The organism is Nocardioides sp. Z21_20 (genome assembly GCF_059766585.1).
The window spans coordinates 34,018-57,608 of the sequence record NZ_JCBAJX010000002.1 but is presented as its reverse complement, the minus strand read 5'-3'; the positions used below and the strand labels follow the sequence as shown (position 1 = coordinate 57,608).

Here is a 23,591-nt window from a genome sequence, read left to right as displayed (position 1 = left end):
ACGAGGTCGTCGGCCGGCCGCGCCTACGATGGCCCTATGACCGCTACGACGCCCGACAGCTCGTCCCCTCGCCCCGTCCGCCCGCGTGAGCGGCGCGTGTCGCTGCGGGTCGGCTCCATCGCCGAGTCCGCGACGCTCAAGGTCGACGCCAAGGCCAAGGCGCTCAAGGCGCAGGGTCACTCGGTCATCGGCTTCGGCGCCGGCGAGCCGGACTTCCCCACCCCCGACTACATCGTGCAGGCCGCGATCGAGGCGTGCAGCCAGCCCGCGAACCACCGCTACACCCCCGCAGGCGGGCTCCCCGAGCTGAAGCAGGCCATCGCCGAGAAGACGCTGCGCGACAGCGGCTGGTCGGTCGAGCCGAGCCAGGTACTGGTCACCAACGGCGGCAAGCAGGCGATCTACGAGGCCTTCGCCGCGATGATCGACCCGGGCGACGAGGTCATCGTCCCGGCGCCCTACTGGACGACCTACCCGGAGTCGATCAAGCTGGCCGGCGGCGTACCCGTCGAGGTCCTCGCCGACGAGACCCAGGACTACAAGGTCACCGTCTCCCAGCTCGAGGGCGCGCTGACCGAGCAGACCAAGGTGCTGCTTTTCGTGTCCCCGTCCAACCCCACCGGCGCGGTCTACACCGCCGACGAGATCCGCGCGATCGGCGCCTGGGCCCAGGATCACGGGCTGTGGGTGCTCACCGACGAGATCTACGAGCACCTGGTCTACGACGGCGTGGAGACCGGCTCCCTCCCTGTGCTCTGCCCGGGTCTGGCCGACCGCTGCGTCGTGGTCAACGGCGTGGCCAAGACCTACGCCATGACCGGCTGGCGGGTCGGCTGGGTGATCGGCCCCACCGACATCGTCAAGGCCGCCACCAACCTGCAGTCGCACGCGACGTCGAACGTCTCGAACGTCGCCCAGCGCGCCGCGCTCGCGGCGGTCTCGGGAGACCTCGCCGCGGTCGACGAGATGAAGGTCGCCTTCGACCGCCGGCGCCGGCTGATCGTCTCGATGCTCAACGAAATCCCCGGGGTGCTCTGCCCGATGCCCTACGGCGCCTTCTACGCCTACCCGTCGGTGAAGGGCCTGCTGGGCAAGCCGATCGGCGGGCCGGACGGCCCGGTGGCCCACACCTCCGCCGAGCTGGCGGAGCTGATCCTCGAGCGCGCCGAGGTGGCCGTGGTCCCCGGCGAGGCGTTCGGCTCGCCGGGCTACCTGCGACTGTCCTACGCCCTGGGTGACGACGACCTCGTCGAGGGCGTCAGCCGCCTGCAGAGGCTCTTCGGCTGAGCACGGACGCTGCGGTGTCCGGGCAGGCGGGGGCGGTGCGGGACCTGCGCCTGCTGCCGAAGGCGCACCTGCACCTGCACTTCACGGGGTCGATGCGCCACCGGACGCTGCAGGAGCTCGCCGCGCGTGACGGCATCGTGCTGCCCGACTCGCTGGTCGAGGACTGGCCGCCGCAGCTCTCGGCCGCCGACGAGAAGGGCTGGTTCCGCTTCCAGCGGCTCTACGACGTGGCGCGCTCGGTCCTGCGCACCGAGGACGACGTACGGCGCCTGGTGCTCGAGGCCGCCGAGGACGACGTGCGCGACGGTGGGCGCTGGCTGGAGATCCAGGTGGACCCCAGCGGCTACGGCGCACGCTTCGGCGGGATCACCGCGTTCACCGACCTCGTCCTGGACGCGACGCGGGTCGCGTCGGCGGAGACCGGCCTGGGCATCGCGGTGGTGATCGCCGCGAACCGCACCCGCCACCCGCTGGACGCGCGCACCCTGGCCCGCCTCGCCGCGCAGTACGTCGACCGCGGCGTCGTCGGGTTCGGGCTGTCCAACGACGAGCGCCGCGGCAGCACCGCGGAGTTCGCGCCGGCCTTCGCGATCGCCGAGCGCGCCGGGCTGCTGCTCGTGCCGCACGGCGGGGAGCTGCGCGGGCCCGAGCACGTGCGCACCTGCCTGGACCACCTGCACCCGGGCCGGCTCGGCCACGGCGTGCGCAGCGTCGAGCACCCGGACCTGCTGGCGCGGGTGGTCGACGCCGGGATCGCGCTGGAGGTCTGCCCGGTCTCGAACGTGGCGCTGGGCGTCTACTCCGACCTCACCTCGGTCCCCCTCCCCCAGCTCCTGGACGCCGGCGCGACCGTGGCGCTCGGAGCCGACGACCCGCTGCTGTTCGGCTCGCGCCTGGCCGCGCAGTACGCCACGATGCGCGCCGCACACGACCTCGACGACGCCACGCTCGCGGAGCTGGCGCGGATGTCGCTGCGCGCCTCGCGTGCCCCCACCGACCTGCGCGACGCCGCGCTGCGCGACATCGACGCCTGGCTGGCCGAGCCGGCCCCGACCGAGTGGTCCAGCCACTGAGGTGAGGGCGCCTGAGAGGATGGAGCCATGAGCGACGAGGACCCGAACCGACTTCCCGACGACTACCTGCGCAAGGGCGGCGACCAGCCCTCCCAGCCGCAGTCCGGGGACCAGCCGGGCTACGGCCACCCCGGCTACGGACAGGCCCCCGGTTACGACCAGCCCGGCTACGGACAGGCCCCCGGTTACGACCAGCCCGGCTACGGGCAGGCGCCGGGTTACGGGCAGCCCGGCTACGGGCAGGCGCCGGGCTACGGCCAGCCCGGCTACGGGCAGGCGCCGGGTTACGGCTACGGCGCCCCGGCCCCCAACGCCCCCAACGCCACCCTCGCGATGGTGCTGGGGATCGTCGGTCTGGTCGGTGGGCTGTTCTGCGGCCTGCCGATCCTGGCCAGCCCGGTGGCCTGGGTGCTGGGTGCGCGCACCGTCCGCTCGATCGACGCCAGTGGCGGCCAGCTCGGCGGGCGTGACCAGGCCAAGGTCGGGATGATCCTGGGCATCGTCGGCACCGTGCTGCTGGTGCTCATGGTCCTGCTGCTGATCGTGGCTCTCGTCATCGGCCTCAGCGTGGACACCAGCACCAACGCCGCCGGCTACTGACCTCGGGCCGTCGGCTGCGCGCGTGGGCTCACAGCGCGCAGCCGACCAGCACCGGCTCGTTGACCAGGCGCACCCCGAACGCGCGCTGCACGCCGTCGCGGACCTCACGGGCGAGCGCAAGCAGCTCCTCGGTGGCCGCACCGCCACGGTTGGTCAGGGCCAGCGTGTGCTTGGTGGACAGACTCACCCGGCCCGCGCCGTAGCCCTTGGTGAAGCCGGCGCGCTCGATCAGCCAGGCCGCGCTGGTCTTCACCCGGCCGTCGGGCTGCGGCCAGCGCGGCGCCTCGGCGGGCAGTGCCGCGGACTCCTCGGCGCTGAGCAGCGGGTTGGTGAAGAACGAGCCGGCGCTCCAGGTGTCGTGGTCGCCGGGGTCGAGCACCATCCCCTTGCCGGCGCGCAGCGCGAGCACGGTCTCGCGCACCTGGCTCAACGGCGCGCGAGCGCCCTGCTCGACGCCGAGGCGGCGGGCCAGCTCGGCGTAGGCCACGGGCGCGCCGAGGTCGCCCTGGCGCAGCTGGAAGGACACCTCGAGCACGACGTAGCGGCCGGGCTCGGCCTTGAAGCGGCTGCTGCGGTAGCCGAAGCCGCAGTCGCCGGCGGCGAAGGTCCGCACGCGCTGCTCGACGCGGTCCCAGGTCCGCACCGAGGCGATCGTGTCGGCGACCTCCTGGCCGTAGGCGCCGACGTTCTGCACCGGGGTGGCACCGACCGCGCCGGGGATGCCGGAGAGCGCCTCCACACCGACCCAGCCCGAGGCCACCGCGCGCGCGACGAACCGGTCCCAGTCCTCGCCCGCCGCGACCCGGACCACGACACCGCCGCACGAGACGCCGTCCTCGACGTCGGGCAGCACGCCGCGGGTCGCCACGTGCACGACCGTGCCGGCGAACCCGTCGTCGGCGACCACGAGGTTGCTGCCTCCGGAGAGCAGCAGCAGCGGGGTCCCGGCGCCGTCGGCCTCCCGGATCGCGTCGAGCAGCTCGTCCTCGGTCTCGGCCTGGACGAAGCGGCCGGCCGGGCCGCCCAGGCGCAGGGTGGTGTGTGCGCTCAGCAGCTGGTCGGGGAGCTCAGGCACGGACGACGGCCTTGGGCATCGCGAGGACCTTCTGGGCGCCGCTGGTCACCTCGAGGGCGAGCGTGGTGAGCCCGTCCGCACTGGCCTTGACCGTGCCCGCGACCACGATCTCGACGCCCTCGTCGTCGTCGGGGACGATCACCGGCTTGGAGAACTTGCAGCCGAGCTCGACGACCTCGGCGCCGTCGGTCCAGGTGCGCACCGCGCGCGCGGTCAGCGCCATCGTGTACATGCCGTGCGCGATCACCCCGGGCAGGCCGACCGCGCTCGCCACCCGGTCGGACCAGTGGATCGGGTTGAAGTCTCCGCTGGCGCCGGCGTAGCGGACCAGGTCCGCGCGGCGTACGACGTAGCGCTGCGGCTCGAGGGCGTCTCCGACGTTCATCCGCGCGCCTCCTCGCTCTGCTCGGTCGTCTCGTGCTCCGGCGCGCCCCGGTGGACCAGGGTGGCGGAGGTGGAGCAGACGACCTCGCCGGCGGCGTCGGTGATGTCGCTGCGGGTGCCGATGATGTCGTTGCCCCCGATCTGGCGCAGGGACGCGATCGTCAGGCTGGTGCTCAGCACGTCCCCGGGCAGCACCGGGCGGCGGTAGGCGAAGCGCTGCTCGCCGTGCACGATGCGCGAGAGGTCGATCTGCTCGCTGGCGAGGAAGGCGTTCATCGCCTCGAAGGCCAGCACGATCGGGAAGGTGGCCGGGGCGGGCCCGCCGTCGTAGGTGTCGCCGGTCGCGGCGACGAACTCGCGGACCTTCTCCTCGGAGACGGCGTAGGGCCTGGTCGGCGGGTAGGTCCGCCCGAGCAAGGAGGCATCGACTGGCATGGCGTCCAAACTAACGGGTGCGCCCGCCGGGCTCGCCGGGGGCCACGAACGCAACGAGGGCGGCCTCCCGTGACGGGAGGCCGCCCTCGTGAGGCGTGTGCGCTGCGCTCAGCGGGTCTCGCGGTGAGCGGTGTGCTTGCGGCAGCGGGGGCAGAACTTCGCCAGCTCGAGCCGGTCGGGGTCGTTGCGCCGGTTCTTCTTGGTGATGTAGTTGCGCTCCTTGCATTCGACGCACGCGAGCGTGATCTTCGGGCGAACGTCAGAGCTCTTGCTGGCCACGGGATGTCCTTCGATGATTGGTGATGCTGTGTGCGTCAGGTCTGAGTAGTAGCGGGAGCGGGACTTGAACCCGCGACACCACGATTATGAGTCGTGTGCTCTAACCACCTGAGCTACCCCGCCACCGGGACGAGGTGCTTCGCCGACCAGAATACCGGCCGACGAAACCCCAACCCAGAGCCCCTTTACGGAATCGAACCGTAGACCTTCTCCTTACCATGGAGACGCTCTGCCGACTGAGCTAAAGGGGCCAGCGACGAAGGAAGGCTACACAGCCCTCCCCGAGAAAGAGAAATCGGGTCCCCCACATCCCCCTGCCGCGCCGGGTCGGCGCTACTTCGCACCCTCGGCAGACCGCGTCGGCGCGAGCTCGTCGGGGGCGCACAGCAGCGGCCACGGGTGGGCCTGCTCGAGCTCGTAGGCCAGTCCCAGCAGCAGCGCCTCGCGGCCGGCTCCGGCCGCGAACATCATCCCCTGCGGCAGGCCCTGCGCGGTGTGCGCCAGCGGCAGGGAGACGGCCGGCTCCCCGGTGACGTTCTGCACCGGGGTGAAGGCGACCCAGTCCTGCAGCAGCTCGATCAGCTCGTCGTAGCCCTGGGCGGGCGCGAAGTGCCCGACCAGCGGCGTCTCGTGGGCGACCGTCGGGGTCAGCAGCACGTCGTGGTGGCGGTAGAGCTCCTCGCTGCGGGCCTGGGCCGCGCGCAGCCGGCGCAGGGTGCCCGGCAGCCGGTGCAGGCTGCGCAGGCTGTGCCGGTCCAGTCCCAGGGTCAGCTCGTCGAGCCGGCTGCGGTCCCAGGTGCGCCCGTAGGACAGCCGACCGGTGCGCATGCTGGCGGTGGCCAGCAGCGCCCAGTACCGGACGAAGTCGGCGGCGAACCCGTCCGCGATCGGCAGCTGCACCTCCTCGACGTGGTGCCCCAGGCCCGCGAGGAGCTCGGCGGTGGCTCGGGTGAGCCGCTCCACCTCCGGGCTCGCCGGCCGGTTCGGGGCGTGTACGGCGACCGCGACGCGCAGCCGCTGGCGCCCGGGCCGGGTCACGTCCCCGATCGGCGGCAGCTCCAGCGCCCGATAGACCAGCTCGGCCTCGCGCAGGAACGTCGCGGTGTCGCGCACCGAGCGGGTCAGCGCACCGTCGGAGACGATCCGGATCGGCATCTGGCGCATCATCGCGTCCTGGGCCAGCCGCCCCCGGGTCGGCTTGAGCCCGACCAGCCCGGTGGCGGAGGCGGGGATGCGGATCGAGCCGCCGCCGTCGTTGGCGTGGGCGATCGGGACGACGCCCGCGGCCACCATCGCCGCGGAGCCCGCCGACGACGCTCCCGCCGTACGGTCGGTGTCCCAGGGGTTGCGCACGGCACCGAGCCGGGGGTGCTCGGCGGCGGCGCTGAACCCGAACTCGCTGAGCTGGGTCTTGCCCAGCACGCTCAGGCCGGTGCCGCGCCACATCCGCGCGAGGTCGCCGTCGCGGCGCCGCGGCGTGCCCACGAAGGCGTCGGTGCCGTGCAGCGAGGGCATCCCGGCCACGTCGACGTTGTCCTTGACGAAGCTCGGCACCCCGGTGAGGAAGGGGGCGTTCTCGGCCAACCCCAGGGCCGCCCGGGCCCGGGCGCGCTCGAAGTCGGTGAAGGCGAGCGCATTGAGCTCGGGCTCGATGCGGCGGGCGCGGGCGATGGCGGCGTCGACGACCTCACGCGGTGAGACCTGGCGCGCGCGCAGCGCGTCGGCGACACCGACCGCGTCGAGCTCGCCGAGGGCGTCGTCGGTGAAGGCGTGGACGCGGCGGGAGTGGGACATGTCGGCACGCTACCGACTCGCCGGGCGCCTCAGGTGAGCACGAGCACGATGACGGGGAGCAGGGCGCTGAGCGCGAGCGCGGTCAGCCCCATCGAGAGGCCGGCGAAGGCGCCCTCGGTCTCGTCGTCGGCGAGCGAGCGGGAGGTGCCGATGCCGTGCGCCGAGGCGCCCATCGCCAGCCCGCGGGCGCGCGGGTCGCGGACCCGCAGCAGGCTGAGCAGCGCCGGGCCGGCGATGGCGCCGAGCACGCCGCTGACGATGACCAGGACCGCGGTCAGCGAGGCGACGCCACCGGCCTCCTCGGCCAGCGCGATCGCCACCGGGGTGGTCGCCGCGCGCGGCGACATCGTCAGCGCCAGGGTCTCGTCGCCGCCGAGGGCCCGCACCAGCAGCAGCGCGCTGCTGACCGACACCACGGCGCCGAGCGGGATCGCGACGAGCATCGGGCCGAGCAGGCCGCGCAGGCGGCCCGCGTGGCGATGCAGGGGTACGGCGAGTGCGACCGTGGCGGGGCCCAGCAGGAACGTGATCAGCGCGGTGCCGGAGAAATAGTCGGCGTAGTCCACGTCGACGGCCAGGAGCACGGCGGCGACGAGCGCGATCGCGATCAGCGAGGGCTGCGCCAGGGCGTGGCCCCCGGTCCGCTCGCGCGCCCACAGGCCCACCCGGTAGGCGAGCAGGGTCAGCACCAGGAAGGCCAGCGGGGAGGAGCGCAGCCAGTCGAGGGTCTCGCTCACACCGCTCCCCCGCCCTCGGCGCCGGCCGGGTCGGCGCCGGGGTCGCGTCCGGAGCGCAGGCGCAGCAACAGCTGCACGGTGCCGCCGACGACGACCAGGCCGAGCAGCCACGAGCCGACGAGCCCGGCGGTGATCGGCAGCGCGTCCTCGGCGAGCACCGACAGCACGGTGACGACGCCGACGCCGGCGGGCACGAACAGCAGCTGCAGGTGGCGCAGCAGCCGGTCGGAAGCGGCGAAGACCGGGTGCTCGGGGCGCGGCGCGTGGACCTGCAGGACCACGAACAGCAGCACCATGCCCAGCACCGGCCCCGGGACCGGGAGCCCGGTGAGCCGGACCACGAGCTCGCCGGCCAGCTGGCACGCCAGCAACCAGGTCAGTCCGACCAGCACGCGCCCCTCCTTGCGTCCGCGGGCACCTCGCGTGCCCGGGAGAACGATGCCATCGCTCCCGCTCAGCGCCCGGTGGGGACCTCGCGGGCTCGGGCGAGCCGCGCGACCACGTCGAGGGCGCGGGCCAGGTGCGGCGCGTCGTCGTCGGCGCGGGTGGCCACCGCGAGCTCCACGCGCGCGGCAAGCCCCGTCAGCGGGCGGTACGTCGCGCCGGCGATGCCCAGCCGCGCCACCGGCTCCGGGACCAGCGCCACCCCGAGGCCGCCGGCGACCAGCGTCACCATCGTCGAGGTCTCCGCGACCTCGTGGCGCACCCGCGCCTCGAAGCCGGCCTCGCGGCACACCTCGAGCACGGTGGCGTGCATCACCGAGCGACGTCGCGCGGTGTGCACGATGAAGTCCTCGTCGCGCAGGTCGCGCACCCGCAGCCGCTTGCGGGCCGCCAGCCGGTGCCCGTCGGGCAGCACGGCCACCAGGCGCTCGCGGCGCAGCGTGGCCACCCGGAGCAGGGGGTCCTCCACCGGCGGGCGCAGCAGCGCGAGGTCGATCTCGCCGTCGAGCAGCGCGCGCACCTGGTCGGGCACCAGCATCTCCCCGCGGAACGCGAAGTCGATGCCGGGCAGCTCCTCGCGCAGGCGCCGGGCCAGCGCCGGCAGCAGGCTGTACGTCGCGGAGCCGACGCAGCCGATGGCGAGCCGGCCGGTGAGCCCCGCGGCCACCCGCTGGGCCTCCAGGCCCGCCTCCTCGACGCCGGCCAGGATCTCGCGCGCCCGGGTCAGGTAGGCCTGCCCGGCGTCGGTGAGGTCCACGCGCCGCGTCGTACGGCGCAGCAGGGTGACCCCCAGCTCACCCTCGAGCTGGCGGATCTGCTGCGAGAGCGGCGGCTGGGCCATGTGCAGCCGCTCGGCGGCGCGACCGAAGTGCCGCTCCTCGGCGACCGCGACGAAGTAGCGCAGGTGACGAAGCTCCATGCCGTCATGGTGACACGGGGATTGATATCTCCCACGTCTGAACAGGGCGCCGAATGGATACTTCCCGATATCACCGGGCGCACCTACCGTGGAGCCATGAGCGACAACTCCTCCGACATCGTGGTCTGCGAGCCGATCCGCACCCCGGTCGGCCGCCAGGGCGGCGCGCTCGCGTCGCTGACCTCCGTCGACCTGGCCTCGGGCCTGCTGGCCGAGCTGGTCCGCCGCACCGGGCTCGGCGAGGGGGACGTCGACGACGTCATCCTCGGCAACTGCTACCCCAGCGGCGAGAACCCCGCCCTGGGCCGGATCGCGGCGCTCGACGCCGGCCTGGGCACCGGTGTCCCCGGTCTCCAGATCGACCGCCGCTGCGGCTCCGGCCTGCAGGCGGTGCTCTACGCCGCGGGGATGATCTCCACCGGTGCCGCCCGCCTCGTCGTCGCCGGAGGCGCGGAGTCGATGTCGCAGGTCGAGCACTACGCCACGCTGCGCACCGGCGTGCGCGGCGGCGGCGTGCAGCTGATGGACCGCCTGGACCGGGCCCGCGAGACCGCCGGCGGCCGGTTCCACCCGGTGCCGGGCGGGATGCTCGAGACCGCCGAGAACCTGCGCCGCGACTACGGCATCGGCCGCGAGGAGCAGGACGAGCTCGCCGCCCGCTCCCAGCAGCGCGCAGTGGCGGCCCACGAGGAGGGCCGCTTCGCCGCCGAGCTGGTCGCGGTCACCGTGCCCGGGCGCCGCGGCAAGGCCGACGTGGTCGTCGACCGCGACGAGCACCCCCGCCCCGGCACCACCGCGGAGAGCCTCGCCGCGCTGCGCCCGATCCGGGCCAAGCTGGACCCCGAGTCCACCGTCACCGCGGGCAACGCCAGCGGCCAGAACGACGGTGCGGCGATGTGCGTGGTGACCACCCGCGCCGAGGCCGAGCGCCGCGGCCTGCGCCCGCTGCTCGCGCTGCGCTCCTGGGCGCTCGCCGGCGTCGGCCCGGAGGTGATGGGCATCGGCCCGGTCCCGGCCACCGCCGCCGCGCTGGAGCGGGCCGGCCTGAGCCTGGCCGACCTGGACCTGATCGAGCTCAACGAGGCGTTCGCCTCGCAGGTGCTGGCCTGCCTGCAGGAGTGGAAGCTCGACGCAGCCGACGAGCGGCTCAACCCCAACGGCTCCGGCATCTCGCTGGGCCACCCGGTCGGCGCCACCGGCGCCCGGATCCTCGCCACGATGGCGCACGAGCTGGCGCGCCGCGAGGGCCGTTACGCCCTGGAGACGATGTGCATCGGCGGCGGCCAGGGCCTGGCCGCGGTGTTCGAGGCCGTCCGATGAGCGCCGGGCTGGACAAGCGCGTCGCCTCCGCCGCCGAGGCGGTCGCCGACATCAGGTCCGGGGCCAGCATCGCCGTCGGCGGCTTCGGGCTGGTCGGCATCCCCTGGACGCTGATCGCCGCCCTGCTCGAGCAGGGCGCCGACGACCTGACGGTGGTGTCGAACAACTGCGGCGTGGACGGCGCCGGCCTGGGCCTGCTGCTGGAGCAGCGCCGGATCTCGCGGGTCATCGCCTCCTACGTCGGGGAGAACAAGGAGTTCGCCCGCCAGTACCTCGCCGGCGAGTTGCAGGTCGAGCTCACCCCGCAGGGCACCCTCGCCGAGCGGCTGCGCGCCGGCGGCGCCGGCATCGGCGCCTTCTTCACCCCGACCGGCGTGGGCACGATGGTCGCCGAGGGCGGGCTGCCCTGGCGCTACGACGAGAGCGGCACGGTGCTGGTCGCCTCCCAGCCCAAGGAGGTCCGCACCTTCCACGGCCGCGAGATGGTCCTGGAGGAGTCGATCGTCACCGACGTCGCCCTGGTCCGCGCGAGCGTCGCCGACACGCACGGCAACTGCGTCTTCGGCGCCTCCACGCGCAACTTCAACCCGGCGGCCGCGATGGCCGGCCGGCTGACGATCGTCGAGGCCGAGCGGGTCGTCGAGGCCGGCGAGATCGCTCCTGAGGACGTGCATCTGCCCGGGGTCTTCGTGCAGCGCGTGGTCGCGCTCACCCCCGAGCAGGTCGCGGAGAAGAGCATCGAGAAGCGCACCACCCGCCCGCGCCCCGACTCCTCCCCGGAAGGGAGCTGACATGGCCTGGACCCATGAGGAGATGGCGGCCCGCGCGGCCGCGGAGCTCCGCGACGGCCAGTACGTCAACCTCGGCATCGGCCTGCCCACACTGATCCCCGGCTTCCTGCCCGAGGGCCACTCGGTGGTCCTGCACGCCGAGAACGGCATCCTCGGTGTGGGGCCCTACCCCTACGACGACGAGGTCGACCCGGACCTGATCAACGCCGGCAAGGAGACCGTCACGGTGCTGCCGGGCGCGTCGTTCTTCGACTCCCCGACCAGCTTCGCGATGATCCGCGGCGCGCACCTCGACGTCGCGGTGCTCGGCGGGATGCAGGTCTCGGCGACCGGCGACCTGGCCAACTGGATGATCCCCGGCAAGATGGTCAAGGGGATGGGCGGTGCGATGGACCTGGTGCACGGCGCCCGCAAGGTGGTGGTGCTGATGGACCACACCACCAAGACCGGCGGCCACAAGCTGCTGGCGCACTGCGACCTGCCGCTGACCGGCAAGGCGGTCGTGCAGCGCGTGATCACCGACCTGGGCGTCCTCGACGTCGACGCCGGTGCGTTCCGGCTCGTGGAGCGGGCGCCCGGGGTCAGCGTCGAGGAGATCACCGAGCGCACCGGCGCGCGCGTGGTGGTCGCCGAGACGGCCCACTGAGCCTGACCGGTCAGGCCTGCGGCATCAGCTGGTCGAGCAACGTGTCGGCCTCCGGGCCCCGCAGGACGTCCTCGTCGGCCGGGGCCTCGGGGGGCGTGACGTCGCCGCCGACGTCCTCCAGGGTGAACGCGTAGGTCCCACCGACGGGCAGGTCGCCGCCGTCGATCTCCATGTCGAAGCTACGGACCACGTCGTCCTCGCCGATCCACACCTCGACGTCCAGGTCGGCGACGGTGGCTCCCCCGGTGAGGCTGAAGGAGCTGGCCAGCGCGTCGGCGTCGGCGCCGGCGGCGTCGACCGCGTCCTGGTAGGGGATGGTGGTGGTGAACTGGCGCACGGTGACGCCGTCCAGCTCCTTGGTGTCACCCTCCTCGACGTCCTCGGCACCGCGCAGCACGATCACCACGCCCATCAGCCCGGCCTGCTCGAAGCTCCCACTCTCGGGCAGTCGCTCGGCGTCGCCCTCGATCCAGGTCGCGCCCTCGGGGAACCCGGAGACGCCCTGTCCCTCACTGCGCACCCAGAGCAGCTCGCCGTCGGAGAGCATCTCCATCTCGCCGGTGGTGCCGGACTGGTCGATGCCGATCGTGACGTCGGTGATCAGCTCCTCGTAGTCCACCGCCCCGTCGATGTCGAGCATCAGGCGGTCGGAGCCGACCTCGAGGTCGGCGCGGTTGTCGATGCTGAACGACGACGCGGCGAGCGAGGCGTCGACCGCGTCGTGGACCACCTCGACCGGCTCTCGCTCGTCACTCTGCGACGCCTCGGCGGCGGGATCGCCTCCCTCGGCTGCGGAGTCGTCGCTCTCGGAGCAGCCGGTCAGGGCCAGCCCGGCAGCGAGCGCCAGGGCGGGGTCGTGCGCATGCGTGTCCTCCGTGGGAAGCGGGGTGGGGCCCCAACTACATCAGGAGGTGGCCGCGCTCGCGTCGGCCGGTACGGCGGTCGGGCAGCCGGAGGGCAGCGGCTCGCCGGTGACGGGGTCGAGCTCGACCGGCGTGCCGGTCTCGTCGGTGGGAGCCGCCTCCGGGGCCGGGGCGGGGATGAGCTCGGGCCCGGGGACCAGCGGGTCGAGCAGCGTCTCGCCGGGCAGGGCCGGCTCGACCGGCGGCGCCTCCGATGGCGTCTCGGTCGGCGTCTCGGTCGGCGTCTCGGGCGGCGGTGCGACGTCCCAGCTCCCGGGCGGAGCCGCGCTCAGCGGCGTCTCGCCGTCCCAGGCGGGGTGCGTGCCGGCCGGCGGCACCGGGTCGTCGGCCAGCACCGCGTCGCTCGCCCCCAGGGTGGCGCCGCTGCGTCCGGGGAGCGCACCGACCGGGTCGCCCTGAGCGTGGTCGCCGTCGGCGCTGTCACTCCCGGCCAGCGGCATCGGGGTGGGCATCGGGGTGGGGCCAGGTCCCTGCGCGCGCGGCTCCCGGGCACCGGGACGGGCGGCGCCGGGGTTGTCCTCGGACGTGGTCCAGTTGCCGAACAGGGCGAGCAGGACGGCGACGCCGACGGCCGCGAGCTGGGTCTTCATCCGCGCCCGGCGACGGTGGGCGCCTGTCCCCGGCGGTGGCAGCCGACCAGGTGCGGGTCGAAGATCCCGATCGCCTCCATCAGCGCGTACATGGTGGTCGGCCCGACGAACGCGAACCCGCGGCGCTTCAGCTCCTTGGACAGGGCGAGCGACTCCGGGGAGGTGGTGGCGAGCTCCTCGGTGGTGGCCGGGGCCGGCGCGACGTCGGGGGCGAACGACTCGATCAGCGCCTGGAGCCCCCCGTCCTCGCGCAGGGCGACGGTGGCGCGGGCGTTGGCGATGGCGGCCTCGATCTTGCGGCGGTTACGCACGATGCGGGGCTCGCCGAGGAGACGGGCGACGTCGTGCTCGTCGTACGTCGCGACGACGTCGGCGTCGAAGCCGGCGAAGGCCTCACGGAAGGCCGGGCGCTTGGCGAGGATCGTCGACCAGGACAGCCCGGACTGGAACGCCTCGAGGGTGAGCCGCTCGAGATGGGCCGCCTCTCCGGCGACCCGACGGCCCCACTCCTCGTCGTGGTAGGCGCGCATCGGTCCCGCGCCGCCTGCCCAGGGGCACCGCGCGACGCCGTCCTCGCCGATCGTCACACCCGCCACGCGTCTCCGTCCTGTCGGGCTCTGGTCAGGGCCCGCCCACCCCAGTGTGAGCGATCCCCCCGCGGCCGGTCTCCAGAGCGACCACGGGCGGATCACCAGCACCTTCGGCGGGCCCCGGCGGCTTCTTGAGGGCCCCGCGCGGGAACGGCCAGGCAACGGCTAGGCCGCCGGCGCCCCTACCCCCGCGGACGCACCTTCGCCGTGGGCCTGGTCGTCACCGTGCGCTTCGCGAAGCCCGGCTTGGTGACGGTCACGGTGAGCGTGACCCGCTCCCCCACCATGGCGCGGGTCAGCCGCAGTCGCGCCTTGCGGCCCACCTGCTCACCGCCGGCGCGCCAGGTGTGGGTGACCCGGACCCCCGGGCCCCAGCCGCGCAGGTCGGCGACGAGGCTGCGGCCGACGACCGCGGCGCCGCGCACGGTGACCCGGGCCTTCGCCGGGAACGCCCGCCAGGTCACCGGCGCGGTGGGACGGCTGACCCGCTCGACCGGTGTGTAGCCGGGCCGGGTGCCGGTGACCCGCACCGAGATGGCGCGTCCGACGTCGCGGCGCCCCAGTTCGTACGTCGGGCCGGTGGCACCCGCGACCGGGGTCCCGTCGCGCAGCCACTGGGTGGTGAGCACGACGTCCTCGTCCCAGGTGCCGGTGACGACCTTCAGCGTCGCGCCGTACCGGGCCGGCCCCGCGATGGTCGGGGTCGGGGTCAGCGTCTGGGCGGCCACCGGCACCTCGGTGTCGCACTCGACGCACAGGCCACCCAGCGACGTCGCTGCGGCCGTGGCGCGCAGGGCGCCGCTCTCGGCGTCGTCGTCGAGGACCACGTCGAACGAGGTGGTCGCCGTCGCCGCGAGGGGCGTCTGTGGCACCGTCCAGGTCAGCGTGGTCCCGTCGAGGGTGAGCCCGGCGGGCAGGGCGCCCAGGCTGGCGTCGCCCAGCACGTCGGCGAGGTCGACCTCCGCGCGCCCGCCGGTCAGCTCGACCTTGCCCACGTTGGCCGCGGAGAGCCGGTAGGTCACCGTGTCACCCGGCTCGACGTCGCCCGAGGCGGGCACGGCGGACAGCGTCAGGTCGAGCTTCTCGGGCCAGGCCGGCTTGTCGGCGTCGTAGATCCAGTCCTGCCAGAAGCCGGCCAGGTCGCGCCCGGAGATCTCCTCGGCGAGCTCGCGGAGCCGGTCCCCGCGCACGCTCGTCCCGCCGTAGCGGACCTGCCACTGCTCGACGACCTCGAAGAAGTCCTCGTCGCGCAGGGCCGTGCGCAGCGCCTCCCAGAACTGGGCGCCGCGGGTGTAGGTCTGGTAGCCGTAGAGGTTCGCCGAGTCGGTCTGGGCGCCCGGCGGGGTCGCCCAGTCGGCGCTGCTGGCCGCCTTGTTGTTCCAGGAGTTGAAGTAGGTCGTCTCGACGGCCGCCGGGTTGGGCGTGGCCGGGGCCAGCACCTGGTTGTGCCAGGTCGGGGACCACGAGGCCATGCCCTCGTTGATCCAGATGTCGGTCCACACCGCGGGCGCGACGTGGTCGCCGTACCACTGGTGGGCCAGCTCGTGGATCAGGGTGTTGCCGTTGAAGGAGTTCACCGACGGGAAGAAGGACCGGTCCTGGGTCTCCAGGGCGTAGTTGATGCCGGCGGGGACGACGTCCACGATCGCGCCGGTGCTGTTGCCCGGGTAGGGACCGAAGATCGACTCGAGGTTGCGGGTGATGGTGGGGATCGCCGCGCGTCGGTTGGTGAACGTGGTCTTCTGGGCCTCGCTCAGCGCGGAGTCCACGAAGGACCACTCGGGGATGGTGCGCCCGTCGCTGAGCTGGACCTCGCCGGTCTGCACGTCGTACTTGCCGATCGAGATGACCACGAGCTCGCTGGCCATCTGCTCGCGCTGGCGCCAGCGCCACGTGGTCCGGGCGCCGGAGGCGTCGGGCACCCGGGCGACCAGCTCACCGTTGCTGGCGGCGGCCGCCGCACCCTCGCCGGCGGCGTTGGTGAGGGTGCTCGGGATGTTGACGTCGATGGTGTAGGTGGCCTTGTCCCCGGGGGTGTTGTTGTGCGGGTACCCGGCCATCGCGCCGATCGGCTGGCCGAGGAACGTCGCGCCATCCGCGGTGCCGACCCATCCCTCCCAGGCGTCGTCGGCGTCGACGTGGGTGACCGGGCGGCCGTGGTAGTCGACCTCGACGGTGAACTCGCCGCTCACCGGCGACGCGGGGGTGACCACCAGCTTGTGCTTGGGCGTCGTCGGGGACGGGTCGCTGACCCGGGTGAACGCGGCCGACTTCCCGTCGACCAGCACGGAGTCGACGTCGAGCCCCTCGAAGTCCAGGGAGAAGGAGCGCAGGTCCTCGCCGGTGGTCCGCGCGACCATCCGGAGGCTGGCCTCGTCGAAGACGCCGCCGTCGGTCCCCGCGACTCCGCCGGTCGGCGACCAGCGCAGATCGAGGTCGTAGTGCTGGGCGTCGTAGCCGCCGTTGCCGACGCCGGGGAAGATCGCGTCCCCGGAGGTCTGCGCGCCGTCCACCGGCTCGGCGGCCTGGGCCGCTCCCGCCGGCGGCCCGGCCAGGCCGCCGGCCACCAGCGCCAGAGGCGCCAACCGGGCCAGGATGCCGCGCCAGCCACCGGTGTGTGCCGCGCTCGGGTTCATCGTCATGGGGCTCCTCGATTCTCGTCGGCTCAATCTAGGAGCGACGGCGCGTCGGCGGTAGGGAAATCCCGGTATCCGCGCTCGGGTGATCCCATAGGGCTCATGACCACGCTGACCCTCCCCTCGCCCGACCTGTACGACGCGTGGCTGGACTGCGTCCGCGACTTCGCCGACGGCCCCCGCGACGGCTCGGGGGACTGGCAGGTGCCGGGTCTCGGCCCGGACGCGGCGTCGTTCGCGGCCCTGCTCGAGGTGATCGCACGGGAGTCCGACCCGACCTGGGTGCTGCCCGCGGGCCACGTGCACGGCGACTACTACTGGGTGACGCAGGACGAGGAGATGATCGGGTTCCTGGCGCTGCGCCACTCGATCGACACCGAGTTCCTGCGCACCCAGGGTGGCCACATCGGCTACAGCATCTGCCCCTCGCAGCGACGGCGCGGCCACGCCTCGCGTGCGCTCGGCCTGGCCCTCGACCGGGCGCGCCAGCTCGGCCTGAACCGGGTCCTGCTCACCTGCGATGAGGCCAACGCCGCCTCGGCCCGCACCATCGAGAGCCAGGGCGGGGCGTTCGAGAGCAGCGTGACCGGGAAGCGCCGCTATTGGATCAGCCTGTGAGCACCACCCGGCCCCGCACGAAGCGCAAGCCGCGGCGTACCCGCGGCGCGCACGTGCTCGCCGGCCTGCTCGTGATCCTCACCGCGCTGGGCGGTCTCGCCATGGTCATCTACGTCACGACGATGCCCTCCCCGGCCTGCCAGGCGGACTACAGCGAGGACACCATCGTGGCCCCGAGGTCCTACCAGGGCATGCTGCTGTGCCGGGTCTCGGCGAGCGGAGAGATCACCGAGAGCGGGCTGGTGCTGTTCGGGCCGTTCGCGGTCCCGGTGGTGCTCACGCTCGCCGCGCTGGTCAGCTGGGCCCGGACCCGGCGCCTGGCCGCACTGCTGCCCCTGCTGCTCGCCTCGCTCGTCGCGCCCTGGCTGCTGCGCGGCGTGATCGAGGCGCTCCCGGCCGACTGCACCGTGGCGCAGTGGGACGAGCACGGGCCGCCCGGGTGTGAGCGCAACGAGGAGCAGCGCCCGGGGATCAGCGAGTACTGAGGCCGGCTCAGGCCGGGTCGGTCACGTCCGCCACCTGCGCGCCGAGGTGCACGATCGCGTCCTCGGCGGCCAGCGTCGCCGCGACGCCGTGGGCGCCGGCTCCGATCGAGATCGTGCCGCGGACCCGCTCGTCGGCGATCACCGGCAGCCTGGTCGCCGAGCCGAACGGCGTGATCGTGCCGCGCTCGTAGCCGGTCACCTCGCGCGCGACCTCCGCATCGGGCATCGAGATGCGGTTCACCCCCAGCAGCGCCCGGAGCTTGGGCCAGGAGATCTCCCGGTCGCCGGGCACCAGCACGAACAGGTGGTCGCCGGCTCCGCGGCGTACCACCATCGTCTTGACGATCGCCCCGGCGGGCACGCCTCGGATCTCGGCCGCCTCCGCCAGGGACCGGACCCGGCCGTGCCGGGTGACGGTGTGCGCGATCCCGGACTCGGCCAGCGCCCTAAGGGCAGGGGTGTCGTCCGGCGTCTCGGTCTCCATGACGCGACCCTAGGCGAGGCCTGGCCAGACCCGCACGAGGCGAGCATCATGGCCAGATGATCCGTGCGTCGGCCCGGTCCGCGGGCAGCCCCGCCCGGCTGTGGTCGCTGGCCAGCGACGTGGAGCGCTGGGCCGAGCGCCTGCCGACGGTGGCTGCGGTGCGGCCGCTGGGCACCGGCGCGACCGGGGTCGGGTCGCGCTTCGAGGTCCGCCAGCCCGGCCTGCCCAAGGCGATCTGGGAGGTGACCGACTGGCAGGAGGGGCGCTCGTTCACCTGGGCGTCGAGCAGCCCGGGGATCCGCAGCACGGCCGTGCACACGGTGCGCGCGGACGCCGACGGAGCGAGGCTGGACCTGTCGCTGGAGTGGACCGGGCGCCTGGCCCCGCTCATCGAGCGGCTCCTCGGGCGCAAGTCCCAGGGCATGGTCGAGGTCGAGGCGCAGACCTTCGCGCGCCTCGCCGAGCACGGATGACCCGGGCGTGGCTCACCGGACCGCGCGCTCGGCGGCGGCCTCCACCCGCCAGTCGCGCGGCAGCACGCCGTACGCCGCGCGGAACCTGCGCACGAAGTGCGTGGGGTCCTTGAAGCCCCAGGCGTGAGCCACCGCCGCGATCGGCCGCTGCGCGGGCGCGCTGGCCAGCTCGGCCCTGGCCCCGGAGAGCCGCTGCGCGATGATGTACTGCTCCAGGCTGAACCCCTGGGCGGTGCAGGCCCGGAACAGCTGACGCCGAGACACCGCCAACGCCGCGGCGACCTGGTCGGGGTTGAGCCCGGGGTCGCGCAGGTGCTGGTGGACGTAGGCGCGGACCTGGGTGGCCAGGGTCTGGTCGAGGACGTCCGGGTCGCCGCGTCCGTCGTCGGCGGCGCCGCTGAGCATCGCCCGGAGCAGTTGGATGCTCGCCTCCCCCAGCTGCGGCGCGGCGGCGGAGGCGCTGAGCCGCTCGGCGTCGCGGGTGAGCTCGACGAGGTAGCGGCTGACGACGCCGTGCAGCGGGCTGCTCGGCAACCGCGACGCGGCGCGCTGGACCAGGTCCAGTGGCAGCCCGAGGCGGGCGATCGGCACCTGCAGGGAGACCGAGGACCCCCAGCCCGACCAGGCGAACTCGAAGGGCCGGGTCACGTCGACCACCATCAGGTCACCTGTGCGGACCAGGCGCTGACGCTCCCCCAGCTGGTGGCGGCCGACCCCGTCACCGTGGACGGCGACGGCGACCGCGTCGGGCGAGGCGGCCTCGGCGGTACGCCGGTCGCGGCGCATCGCGATGCCGGTGCTGCGGGCGGTGAAGACGCGGGTCTCGCCCAGCTCGGCGAGCTCCATCCGACCCACGACGCCGTCCGGGCCGGGCTCGAGCTCGACGCTGGTGGCGCCGGACGCCTCGGCCATGGCGACGCGGAAGACCTCGTGACGGTCCCGTCGATCGAGGCCGGCGGTGTCGAGGAGGACGGCCATGCGCCTCTCCTTCACCAGGGACAGGGCGCGTCTGGCGAGTCTAACCGGGCAGGTCGTTCTTGGCTGCCGTGCTGAGACGCCGGCCGGCTCAGGTGCGCAGGGCGTCCTCGAGCCGGTCGAGGAGCCGCGTGAGCTCCGCATCGCGGTCCTGGGGCGCGCTCTCGGCGAGGGGGCCCGAGCTGTGCAGCATCGCGAACCCGTGCACGGCCGACCAGCACACCAGCTCGGCGCCCTCGCGCTTCGCCGCACCGAGGAAGCCGGTCGCCTCGCACTCGTCGAGAGCCCCGGACAGCAGCTCGTAGGGTGCCAGCAGCCGGTCGAGGGAGGCGCGCGCGAAGCTCACCGAGAACAGCCCCGGCTCGGCCAGCGCGTACTCGACGTACCCCGTGCCCACCGCGCGCAGCCGGCGTACGGCGCGCTGCCGCGGGTCGGCCTCGCGCACCCGTCGCATCTGTTCGGCCATCCGCACGCTGAGCTCGGCCATGCCGACGTCCGCGACCTCGCGCAGCAGCTCGTCGCGGTCGGCGAAGTGGCGGTACGCCGCGTTGTGGGACACCCCCGCACGGCGGGCGACCTCGCGCAGCGCGATTCCGTCGGGACCTCGGCTGCGTGCCAGGTCCACCGCGGTCTCGACGAGGGCAGCTCGCAGATTGCCGTGGTGGTAGCTGCTCATGGGCGCACGCTAGCCGCAAGGGTGTTGACAGCGTCCACATCGTCTCCGAGTCTTGGGCGATGTTGACACTGTCCACACCAGCTGGAGGCATGTCCATGGGCCGCAAGATCGGGACGTTGCTCGCGGTGTACGTCGCCGCGCTCGCGATCAACCTCGACATCACCATCGTCAACGTCGGACTGCCCAGCATCGCGGCCGAGCTCGACGCCAGCACGCGTGGACTGCAATGGGTCGTCGACGCCTACAACCTCACGTTCGCGGCGCTGGTCCTCGCCGCCGGAAGCCTGTCGGACCGGTTCGGGCGGCGTCCGGCGCTGATCATCGGGCTGCTCGGCTTCGCCGCCATGAACGCGATCGGCGCCATGGTCGACACCACGGGGGCGCTGATCGCCGCGCGGTTCGGGATGGGTGCCTTCGCGGCGCTGATCTTCCCGACGACGCTGTCGATCATCTCCAACACCTTCACCGACCGCAGGCAGCGCTCCGCGGCGCTGGGCGGGTGGGGTGCCGTCGTCGGCGTCGGTGTCGCGGCCGGGCCGGTGACCGGTGGCGCGTTCCTGGAGCACTTCTACTGGGGCAGCATCTTCTGGGCGCTCGTGCCGCTCGCGCTGTTCGCCGCCGCGCTCGCCTACCTGCTGGTCCCGGAGTCGCGCGATCCCGCCGTGCCCGGGCTGGATCTGCGGGGGCTGACGGTCTCCGTCGCGATGCTCGCCCTGTTGGTGCACACGGTGATCGAGGCGCCCGAGCGGGGATGGGGAAGCACCGCGACGCTGCTCGGGTTCGCCGGTGCGGCGGTCCTCGTCGCCACCTTCGTCGCCGTGGAGCGTTCCGTGGAGCACCCGATGCTCGACGTCACGCTCTTCGCCGACCGCCGGTTCAGCGCTGCGGCCGGCGCCGTCACCATCGTCTTCTTCGCGCTGTCCGGCTTCATCTTCCTGATCACCCAGTACTTCCAGGTGATCCGCGACTACGGGCCGCTCTCCACGGGGGCGCGCATCCTTCCCGTCGCGGGGGCGATCGCGGTCGCCTCGATCATCGGAGGGCTGCTCGCGCCGCGGGTCGGCACGAAGGTCCTCGTGGTCAGCGGGCTGGTCTCCTTCGGAGCGGCGATGCTGTGGATCGCCGGGGTCGTGGAGGTCGATACGCCGTACGCGACGGTGATCGTCGCGCAGATGGTGCTGATGGGCCTCGGGATCGGCCTGATCCAGACACCGGCGACGGAGTCGATCATGCAGGTGCTGCCACCGGCGCGCGCCGGTGTCGGGTCGGCGGTCAACGACGCGACGCGTGAGCTGGGGGCGACACTCGGTGTCGCCGTCGTCGGCGCCGTCTTCTCCTCGGTCTTCGGGGCGCGCCTGGCCGAGAGCGCGTTCGCGGCCACCGGCCACGCCGAGGAGGCGGGCGAATCCGTCCACGTCGCCCGCGTGATCGCCGGCGGTGACCCCACCCTGCTCGGCGCGGTGCAGGACTCGTTCCTCTCCGGGCTGAGCATCGGTTGCCTCACCGTTGCGGTGGTCTGTCTCCTCGGCGCCCTCGCCGGCTCGATCGCCCTGCCGGGGCGGGGATTCGTCGCGCAGAGCCGACAGGGTGGCACGCAGGGCCGTTCCGACGTGCCCCGTGCCGTGTGAGCCTCCTCGTGGGAGGGAAAGGAGCCGGGTCGGGCTCATCGACGCCGACGCGCTCGAGCTCCTCTCCCGCCTCCCCGTCGCCGACCTGGAGGAAGCATGAGCACCGACGAGACCACCCCCGCCCCGACCGGCACCACCCCCGACACCGTCGTGCTCGTGCACGGGCTGTGGGTCACCCCACGCAGCTGGGAGCACTGGGTGCCCCACTACGAGGCCCGCGGGTTCCGGGTCCTCACCCCGGCGTACCCGGGCTTCGAGATCGAGGTCGAGGCGCTGCGCGCCGATGAGAGCGTCATCGCCGACTGCTCGATCACCGACACCATCGCGCACCTGAGCAGCGTGGTCGAGTCCGTCGAGCGGCCGCCGATCATCATCGGCCACTCCTTCGGCGGCGCGCTCACCCAGCTGCTCCTGGCCCGCGGCCTCGGGGCGGCGGGGGTGGCCATCAACTCGGCACCCACCGAGGGCGTCCGTCGCAACCCGCCCTCGCAGATCAAGGCGCTGTTCCCGGCCCTCAACAACCCCGCCAAGCGGCACCGGGCGGTCGGGTTCAGCGAGAAGCAGTTCCACTACGCCTTCACCAACACCCTCGACGAGGCGAGCGCGAAGGCCGACTACGAGCGGTACGCGATCGCCGCCCCCGGCCGCTGGGTCTGGGACTACGGCCTAATCGCCAACTTCAAGCCCGGCCATCAGGAGACCTGGGTCGACTACGCCAACGACGACCGCGCGCCGCTGCTGTTCATCGCCGGCGGCGCGGACCACATCATGCCGGCGTCGGTGAACGCCTCGAACGCGCACAAGTACCGCCGGTCCGCGGCGACCACCGACTACGTGATGCTGGAGGGCCGCTCGCACTGGACCTGCGCCGAGCCCGGCTGGGAGAGCGTCGCCGACCGGGCCCTCGACTGGGCGCTGGCGCACGCCGGCTCGACCGAGGAGTCCGCGGGCGCGTCCTGACGGCGTCAAGGCGTCGGCACGGCGCGAGGCCCGCCCTATCCTCGGGTGATGCCTCTGGCCCCGGCCCACCCCGCGGTAGTGCTGCCGCTGCAGGGGCTCGGCCTGCCGCTGAGCGCGCTGGTGGTGGGGGCGGTCGCGCCGGACACGCCGGTGTACCTGCCGGTGGGGGTGAGCTACCAGACGACGCACAGCGGCTGGGGGGTCGCCGTGGACGCGGTGATCGGGTTGGTCCTGCTGGGCCTGTGGTTCGCCGTGGTGCGGGACGCCGTGGTCGACGTGACGCCGTACCTGCGCGACCGGGTGCCGGCGCAGGGGCGCCTCGGACGACGAGCGTGGCTGCTGGCCCCGCTGGCCGTGGCGATCGGGGCGGGGACGCACGTGCTGTGGGACTCCGCCACCCACGACTGGGGGTTCCTGGTGCGGGACCTGGCGGTCCTGCGCGAGGAGCACGGCCCCGTCCCGCTGTACCGCTGGCTCCAGCACGCCTCGACGGTCCTCGGCGCCGCGGCGGTGGCGGCGTACGGCTTGCTCCGCCTGAACCGGCGACCGGTCGTGCCGCGCCCGCCGGCGGCGGAGGGCAGCGGGCTCTGGCTGGTTCCGGTCCCCGCGACCGTGCTGGGGGTCGGGATCGCGCTGCGGGATCCGGAGGCGGCCGTCGGTGCCGCGCTGCTCGTGCTGCTGGTCGTGGCGCTCGCGTGGCGGGCGGTCCGGAGGGCCGAGGATCCACCGGCCGCCGAGCGACGCGGCTCACGCTGACTGATGACATGCG

27 protein-coding genes and 2 tRNA genes are annotated in these 23,591 nt (G+C 73.7%); 12 read left to right on the top strand and 17 right to left on the bottom strand.

All coding sequences use genetic code 11. The annotated features are described in order from the left end of the window. Positions 1 to 36 precede the first annotated feature (36 nt). The 3 genes from AC6EH9_RS03865 to AC6EH9_RS03855 are packed head-to-tail and all read left to right on the top strand — an operon-like array spanning position 37 to position 2,960. Positions 37 to 1,287 carry a pyridoxal phosphate-dependent aminotransferase gene (locus AC6EH9_RS03865; protein WP_498420741.1) on the top strand — a complete coding sequence of 417 codons (1,251 nt, stop codon included), beginning with the start codon at positions 37 to 39 and terminating at the stop codon, positions 1,285 to 1,287. Between the two features lie 35 nt (positions 1,288 to 1,322). Next, positions 1,323 to 2,360, top strand: coding sequence for an adenosine deaminase (locus tag AC6EH9_RS03860; protein WP_498420739.1), 1,038 nt, complete (start codon positions 1,323 to 1,325; stop codon positions 2,358 to 2,360). Positions 2,361 to 2,387: 27 nt separating this feature from the next. Further along, complete coding sequence (locus tag AC6EH9_RS03855) at positions 2,388 to 2,960, top strand: DUF4190 domain-containing protein (protein ID WP_498420737.1); 573 nt, start codon at positions 2,388 to 2,390, stop codon at positions 2,958 to 2,960. Between the two features lie 28 nt (positions 2,961 to 2,988). Here the strand turns inward: AC6EH9_RS03855 and AC6EH9_RS03850 are convergent, their stop codons facing one another. The 10 genes from AC6EH9_RS03850 to AC6EH9_RS03805 form a co-directional block, all read right to left on the bottom strand. Next, positions 2,989 to 4,035 carry a UDP-N-acetylmuramate dehydrogenase gene (locus tag AC6EH9_RS03850; RefSeq protein WP_498420735.1) on the bottom strand — a complete coding sequence of 349 codons (1,047 nt, stop codon included), beginning with the start codon at positions 4,033 to 4,035 and terminating at the stop codon, positions 2,989 to 2,991. Further along, a complete protein-coding gene (locus AC6EH9_RS03845; protein ID WP_498420733.1) occupies positions 4,028 to 4,420 on the bottom strand; it encodes a MaoC/PaaZ C-terminal domain-containing protein in 393 nt (130 codons plus the stop codon). Before AC6EH9_RS03845 ends, AC6EH9_RS03850 begins: the two co-directional genes overlap by 8 nt. Beyond that, positions 4,417 to 4,854 (bottom strand): FAS1-like dehydratase domain-containing protein, encoded by a 438-nt coding sequence (locus AC6EH9_RS03840; RefSeq protein WP_498420731.1) that lies wholly within the window; start codon positions 4,852 to 4,854, stop codon positions 4,417 to 4,419. Before AC6EH9_RS03840 ends, AC6EH9_RS03845 begins: the two co-directional genes overlap by 4 nt. A 108-nt stretch (positions 4,855 to 4,962) precedes the next feature. Next, entirely contained in the window at positions 4,963 to 5,133 is a 171-nt protein-coding gene (rpmG, locus tag AC6EH9_RS03835; RefSeq protein WP_137294372.1) for a 50S ribosomal protein L33, read from the bottom strand. A gap of 49 nt (positions 5,134 to 5,182) precedes the next feature. Then, positions 5,183 to 5,256, bottom strand: a tRNA-Met gene (locus tag AC6EH9_RS03830). A gap of 55 nt (positions 5,257 to 5,311) precedes the next feature. After that, positions 5,312 to 5,384, bottom strand: a tRNA-Thr gene (locus AC6EH9_RS03825). A gap of 82 nt (positions 5,385 to 5,466) precedes the next feature. After that, the gene (locus AC6EH9_RS03820; protein WP_498420729.1) at positions 5,467 to 6,927 is read right to left on the bottom strand and encodes an amidase; all 1,461 of its coding nucleotides are present in this window, start codon (positions 6,925 to 6,927) and stop codon (positions 5,467 to 5,469) included. A 29-nt stretch (positions 6,928 to 6,956) separates the two neighbouring features. Continuing rightward, a complete protein-coding gene (locus AC6EH9_RS03815) occupies positions 6,957 to 7,664 on the bottom strand; it encodes an LrgB family protein (protein WP_498420727.1) in 708 nt (235 codons plus the stop codon). Next, a complete protein-coding gene (locus AC6EH9_RS03810) occupies positions 7,661 to 8,056 on the bottom strand; it encodes a CidA/LrgA family protein (protein ID WP_498420725.1) in 396 nt (131 codons plus the stop codon). Before AC6EH9_RS03810 ends, AC6EH9_RS03815 begins: the two co-directional genes overlap by 4 nt. Before the next feature lie 62 nt (positions 8,057 to 8,118). After that, positions 8,119 to 9,027 carry a LysR substrate-binding domain-containing protein gene (locus tag AC6EH9_RS03805; protein ID WP_498420723.1) on the bottom strand — a complete coding sequence of 303 codons (909 nt, stop codon included), beginning with the start codon at positions 9,025 to 9,027 and terminating at the stop codon, positions 8,119 to 8,121. A gap of 96 nt (positions 9,028 to 9,123) precedes the next feature. Here AC6EH9_RS03805 and AC6EH9_RS03800 point away from each other — a divergent pair, with 96 nt between their 5' ends. Genes AC6EH9_RS03800 through AC6EH9_RS03790 form a run of 3 tightly spaced genes read left to right on the top strand, consistent with a single transcriptional unit; the run spans position 9,124 to position 11,784 of the window. Beyond that, complete coding sequence (locus AC6EH9_RS03800; RefSeq protein ID WP_498420721.1) at positions 9,124 to 10,347, top strand: acetyl-CoA C-acetyltransferase; 1,224 nt, start codon at positions 9,124 to 9,126, stop codon at positions 10,345 to 10,347. Continuing rightward, entirely contained in the window at positions 10,344 to 11,138 is a 795-nt protein-coding gene (locus tag AC6EH9_RS03795) for a CoA transferase subunit A (protein ID WP_498420719.1), read from the top strand. The genes AC6EH9_RS03800 and AC6EH9_RS03795 overlap by 4 nt, the downstream gene beginning before the upstream one ends. Position 11,139: 1 nt before the next feature. Continuing rightward, a complete protein-coding gene (locus AC6EH9_RS03790) occupies positions 11,140 to 11,784 on the top strand; it encodes a 3-oxoacid CoA-transferase subunit B (protein ID WP_498420717.1) in 645 nt (214 codons plus the stop codon). 10 nt (positions 11,785 to 11,794) lie between these two features. Here AC6EH9_RS03790 and AC6EH9_RS03785 read toward each other — a convergent pair whose 3' ends face one another. From AC6EH9_RS03785 to AC6EH9_RS03770, 4 genes are all read right to left on the bottom strand, one after another. Continuing rightward, on the bottom strand, positions 11,795 to 12,631 hold the full coding sequence (locus AC6EH9_RS03785; RefSeq protein ID WP_498421680.1) for an SCO4651 family lipoprotein: 837 nt from the start codon (positions 12,629 to 12,631) through the stop codon (positions 11,795 to 11,797). Between the two features lie 57 nt (positions 12,632 to 12,688). Further along, entirely contained in the window at positions 12,689 to 13,297 is a 609-nt protein-coding gene (locus AC6EH9_RS03780) for a hypothetical protein (protein WP_498420715.1), read from the bottom strand. Next, the gene (locus AC6EH9_RS03775; protein WP_498420713.1) at positions 13,294 to 13,893 is read right to left on the bottom strand and encodes a DNA-3-methyladenine glycosylase I; all 600 of its coding nucleotides are present in this window, start codon (positions 13,891 to 13,893) and stop codon (positions 13,294 to 13,296) included. Before AC6EH9_RS03775 ends, AC6EH9_RS03780 begins: the two co-directional genes overlap by 4 nt. 176 nt (positions 13,894 to 14,069) lie before the next feature. Beyond that, positions 14,070 to 16,529, bottom strand: a complete 2,460-nt coding sequence (locus AC6EH9_RS03770; protein ID WP_498420710.1) for a M1 family metallopeptidase — start codon at positions 16,527 to 16,529, stop codon at positions 14,070 to 14,072. Between the two features lie 96 nt (positions 16,530 to 16,625). Here AC6EH9_RS03770 and AC6EH9_RS03765 point away from each other — a divergent pair, with 96 nt between their 5' ends. Continuing rightward, positions 16,626 to 17,141, top strand: a complete 516-nt coding sequence (locus AC6EH9_RS03765; RefSeq protein WP_498420707.1) for a GNAT family N-acetyltransferase — start codon at positions 16,626 to 16,628, stop codon at positions 17,139 to 17,141. Beyond that, complete coding sequence (locus AC6EH9_RS03760) at positions 17,138 to 17,626, top strand: hypothetical protein (protein WP_498420705.1); 489 nt, start codon at positions 17,138 to 17,140, stop codon at positions 17,624 to 17,626. The genes AC6EH9_RS03765 and AC6EH9_RS03760 overlap by 4 nt, the downstream gene beginning before the upstream one ends. A gap of 7 nt (positions 17,627 to 17,633) precedes the next feature. Here AC6EH9_RS03760 and AC6EH9_RS03755 read toward each other — a convergent pair whose 3' ends face one another. Continuing rightward, positions 17,634 to 18,110, bottom strand: a complete 477-nt coding sequence (locus tag AC6EH9_RS03755; protein WP_498420703.1) for an aminoacyl-tRNA deacylase — start codon at positions 18,108 to 18,110, stop codon at positions 17,634 to 17,636. A 56-nt stretch (positions 18,111 to 18,166) separates the two neighbouring features. Between AC6EH9_RS03755 and AC6EH9_RS03750 the strand changes: the two genes are divergently transcribed. Beyond that, positions 18,167 to 18,583, top strand: a complete 417-nt coding sequence (locus AC6EH9_RS03750; RefSeq protein ID WP_498420699.1) for an SRPBCC family protein — start codon at positions 18,167 to 18,169, stop codon at positions 18,581 to 18,583. A 12-nt stretch (positions 18,584 to 18,595) separates the two neighbouring features. Here AC6EH9_RS03750 and AC6EH9_RS03745 read toward each other — a convergent pair whose 3' ends face one another. Together AC6EH9_RS03745 and AC6EH9_RS03740 are read right to left on the bottom strand one after the other, a co-directional pair. Next, complete coding sequence (locus AC6EH9_RS03745; RefSeq protein WP_498420697.1) at positions 18,596 to 19,561, bottom strand: helix-turn-helix domain-containing protein; 966 nt, start codon at positions 19,559 to 19,561, stop codon at positions 18,596 to 18,598. 88 nt (positions 19,562 to 19,649) lie between these two features. Continuing rightward, a complete protein-coding gene (locus tag AC6EH9_RS03740) occupies positions 19,650 to 20,234 on the bottom strand; it encodes a TetR/AcrR family transcriptional regulator (protein ID WP_498420695.1) in 585 nt (194 codons plus the stop codon). Between the two features lie 95 nt (positions 20,235 to 20,329). Between AC6EH9_RS03740 and AC6EH9_RS03735 the strand changes: the two genes are divergently transcribed. From AC6EH9_RS03735 to AC6EH9_RS03725, 3 genes are all read left to right on the top strand, one after another. Next, the gene (locus AC6EH9_RS03735; protein ID WP_498420692.1) at positions 20,330 to 21,862 is read left to right on the top strand and encodes an MFS transporter; all 1,533 of its coding nucleotides are present in this window, start codon (positions 20,330 to 20,332) and stop codon (positions 21,860 to 21,862) included. A gap of 96 nt (positions 21,863 to 21,958) precedes the next feature. Further along, entirely contained in the window at positions 21,959 to 22,822 is an 864-nt protein-coding gene (locus tag AC6EH9_RS03730) for an alpha/beta hydrolase (RefSeq protein WP_498420689.1), read from the top strand. Positions 22,823 to 22,870: 48 nt separating this feature from the next. Continuing rightward, on the top strand, positions 22,871 to 23,578 hold the full coding sequence (locus AC6EH9_RS03725; RefSeq protein WP_498420686.1) for a DUF4184 family protein: 708 nt from the start codon (positions 22,871 to 22,873) through the stop codon (positions 23,576 to 23,578). Positions 23,579 to 23,591 lie beyond the last annotated feature (13 nt).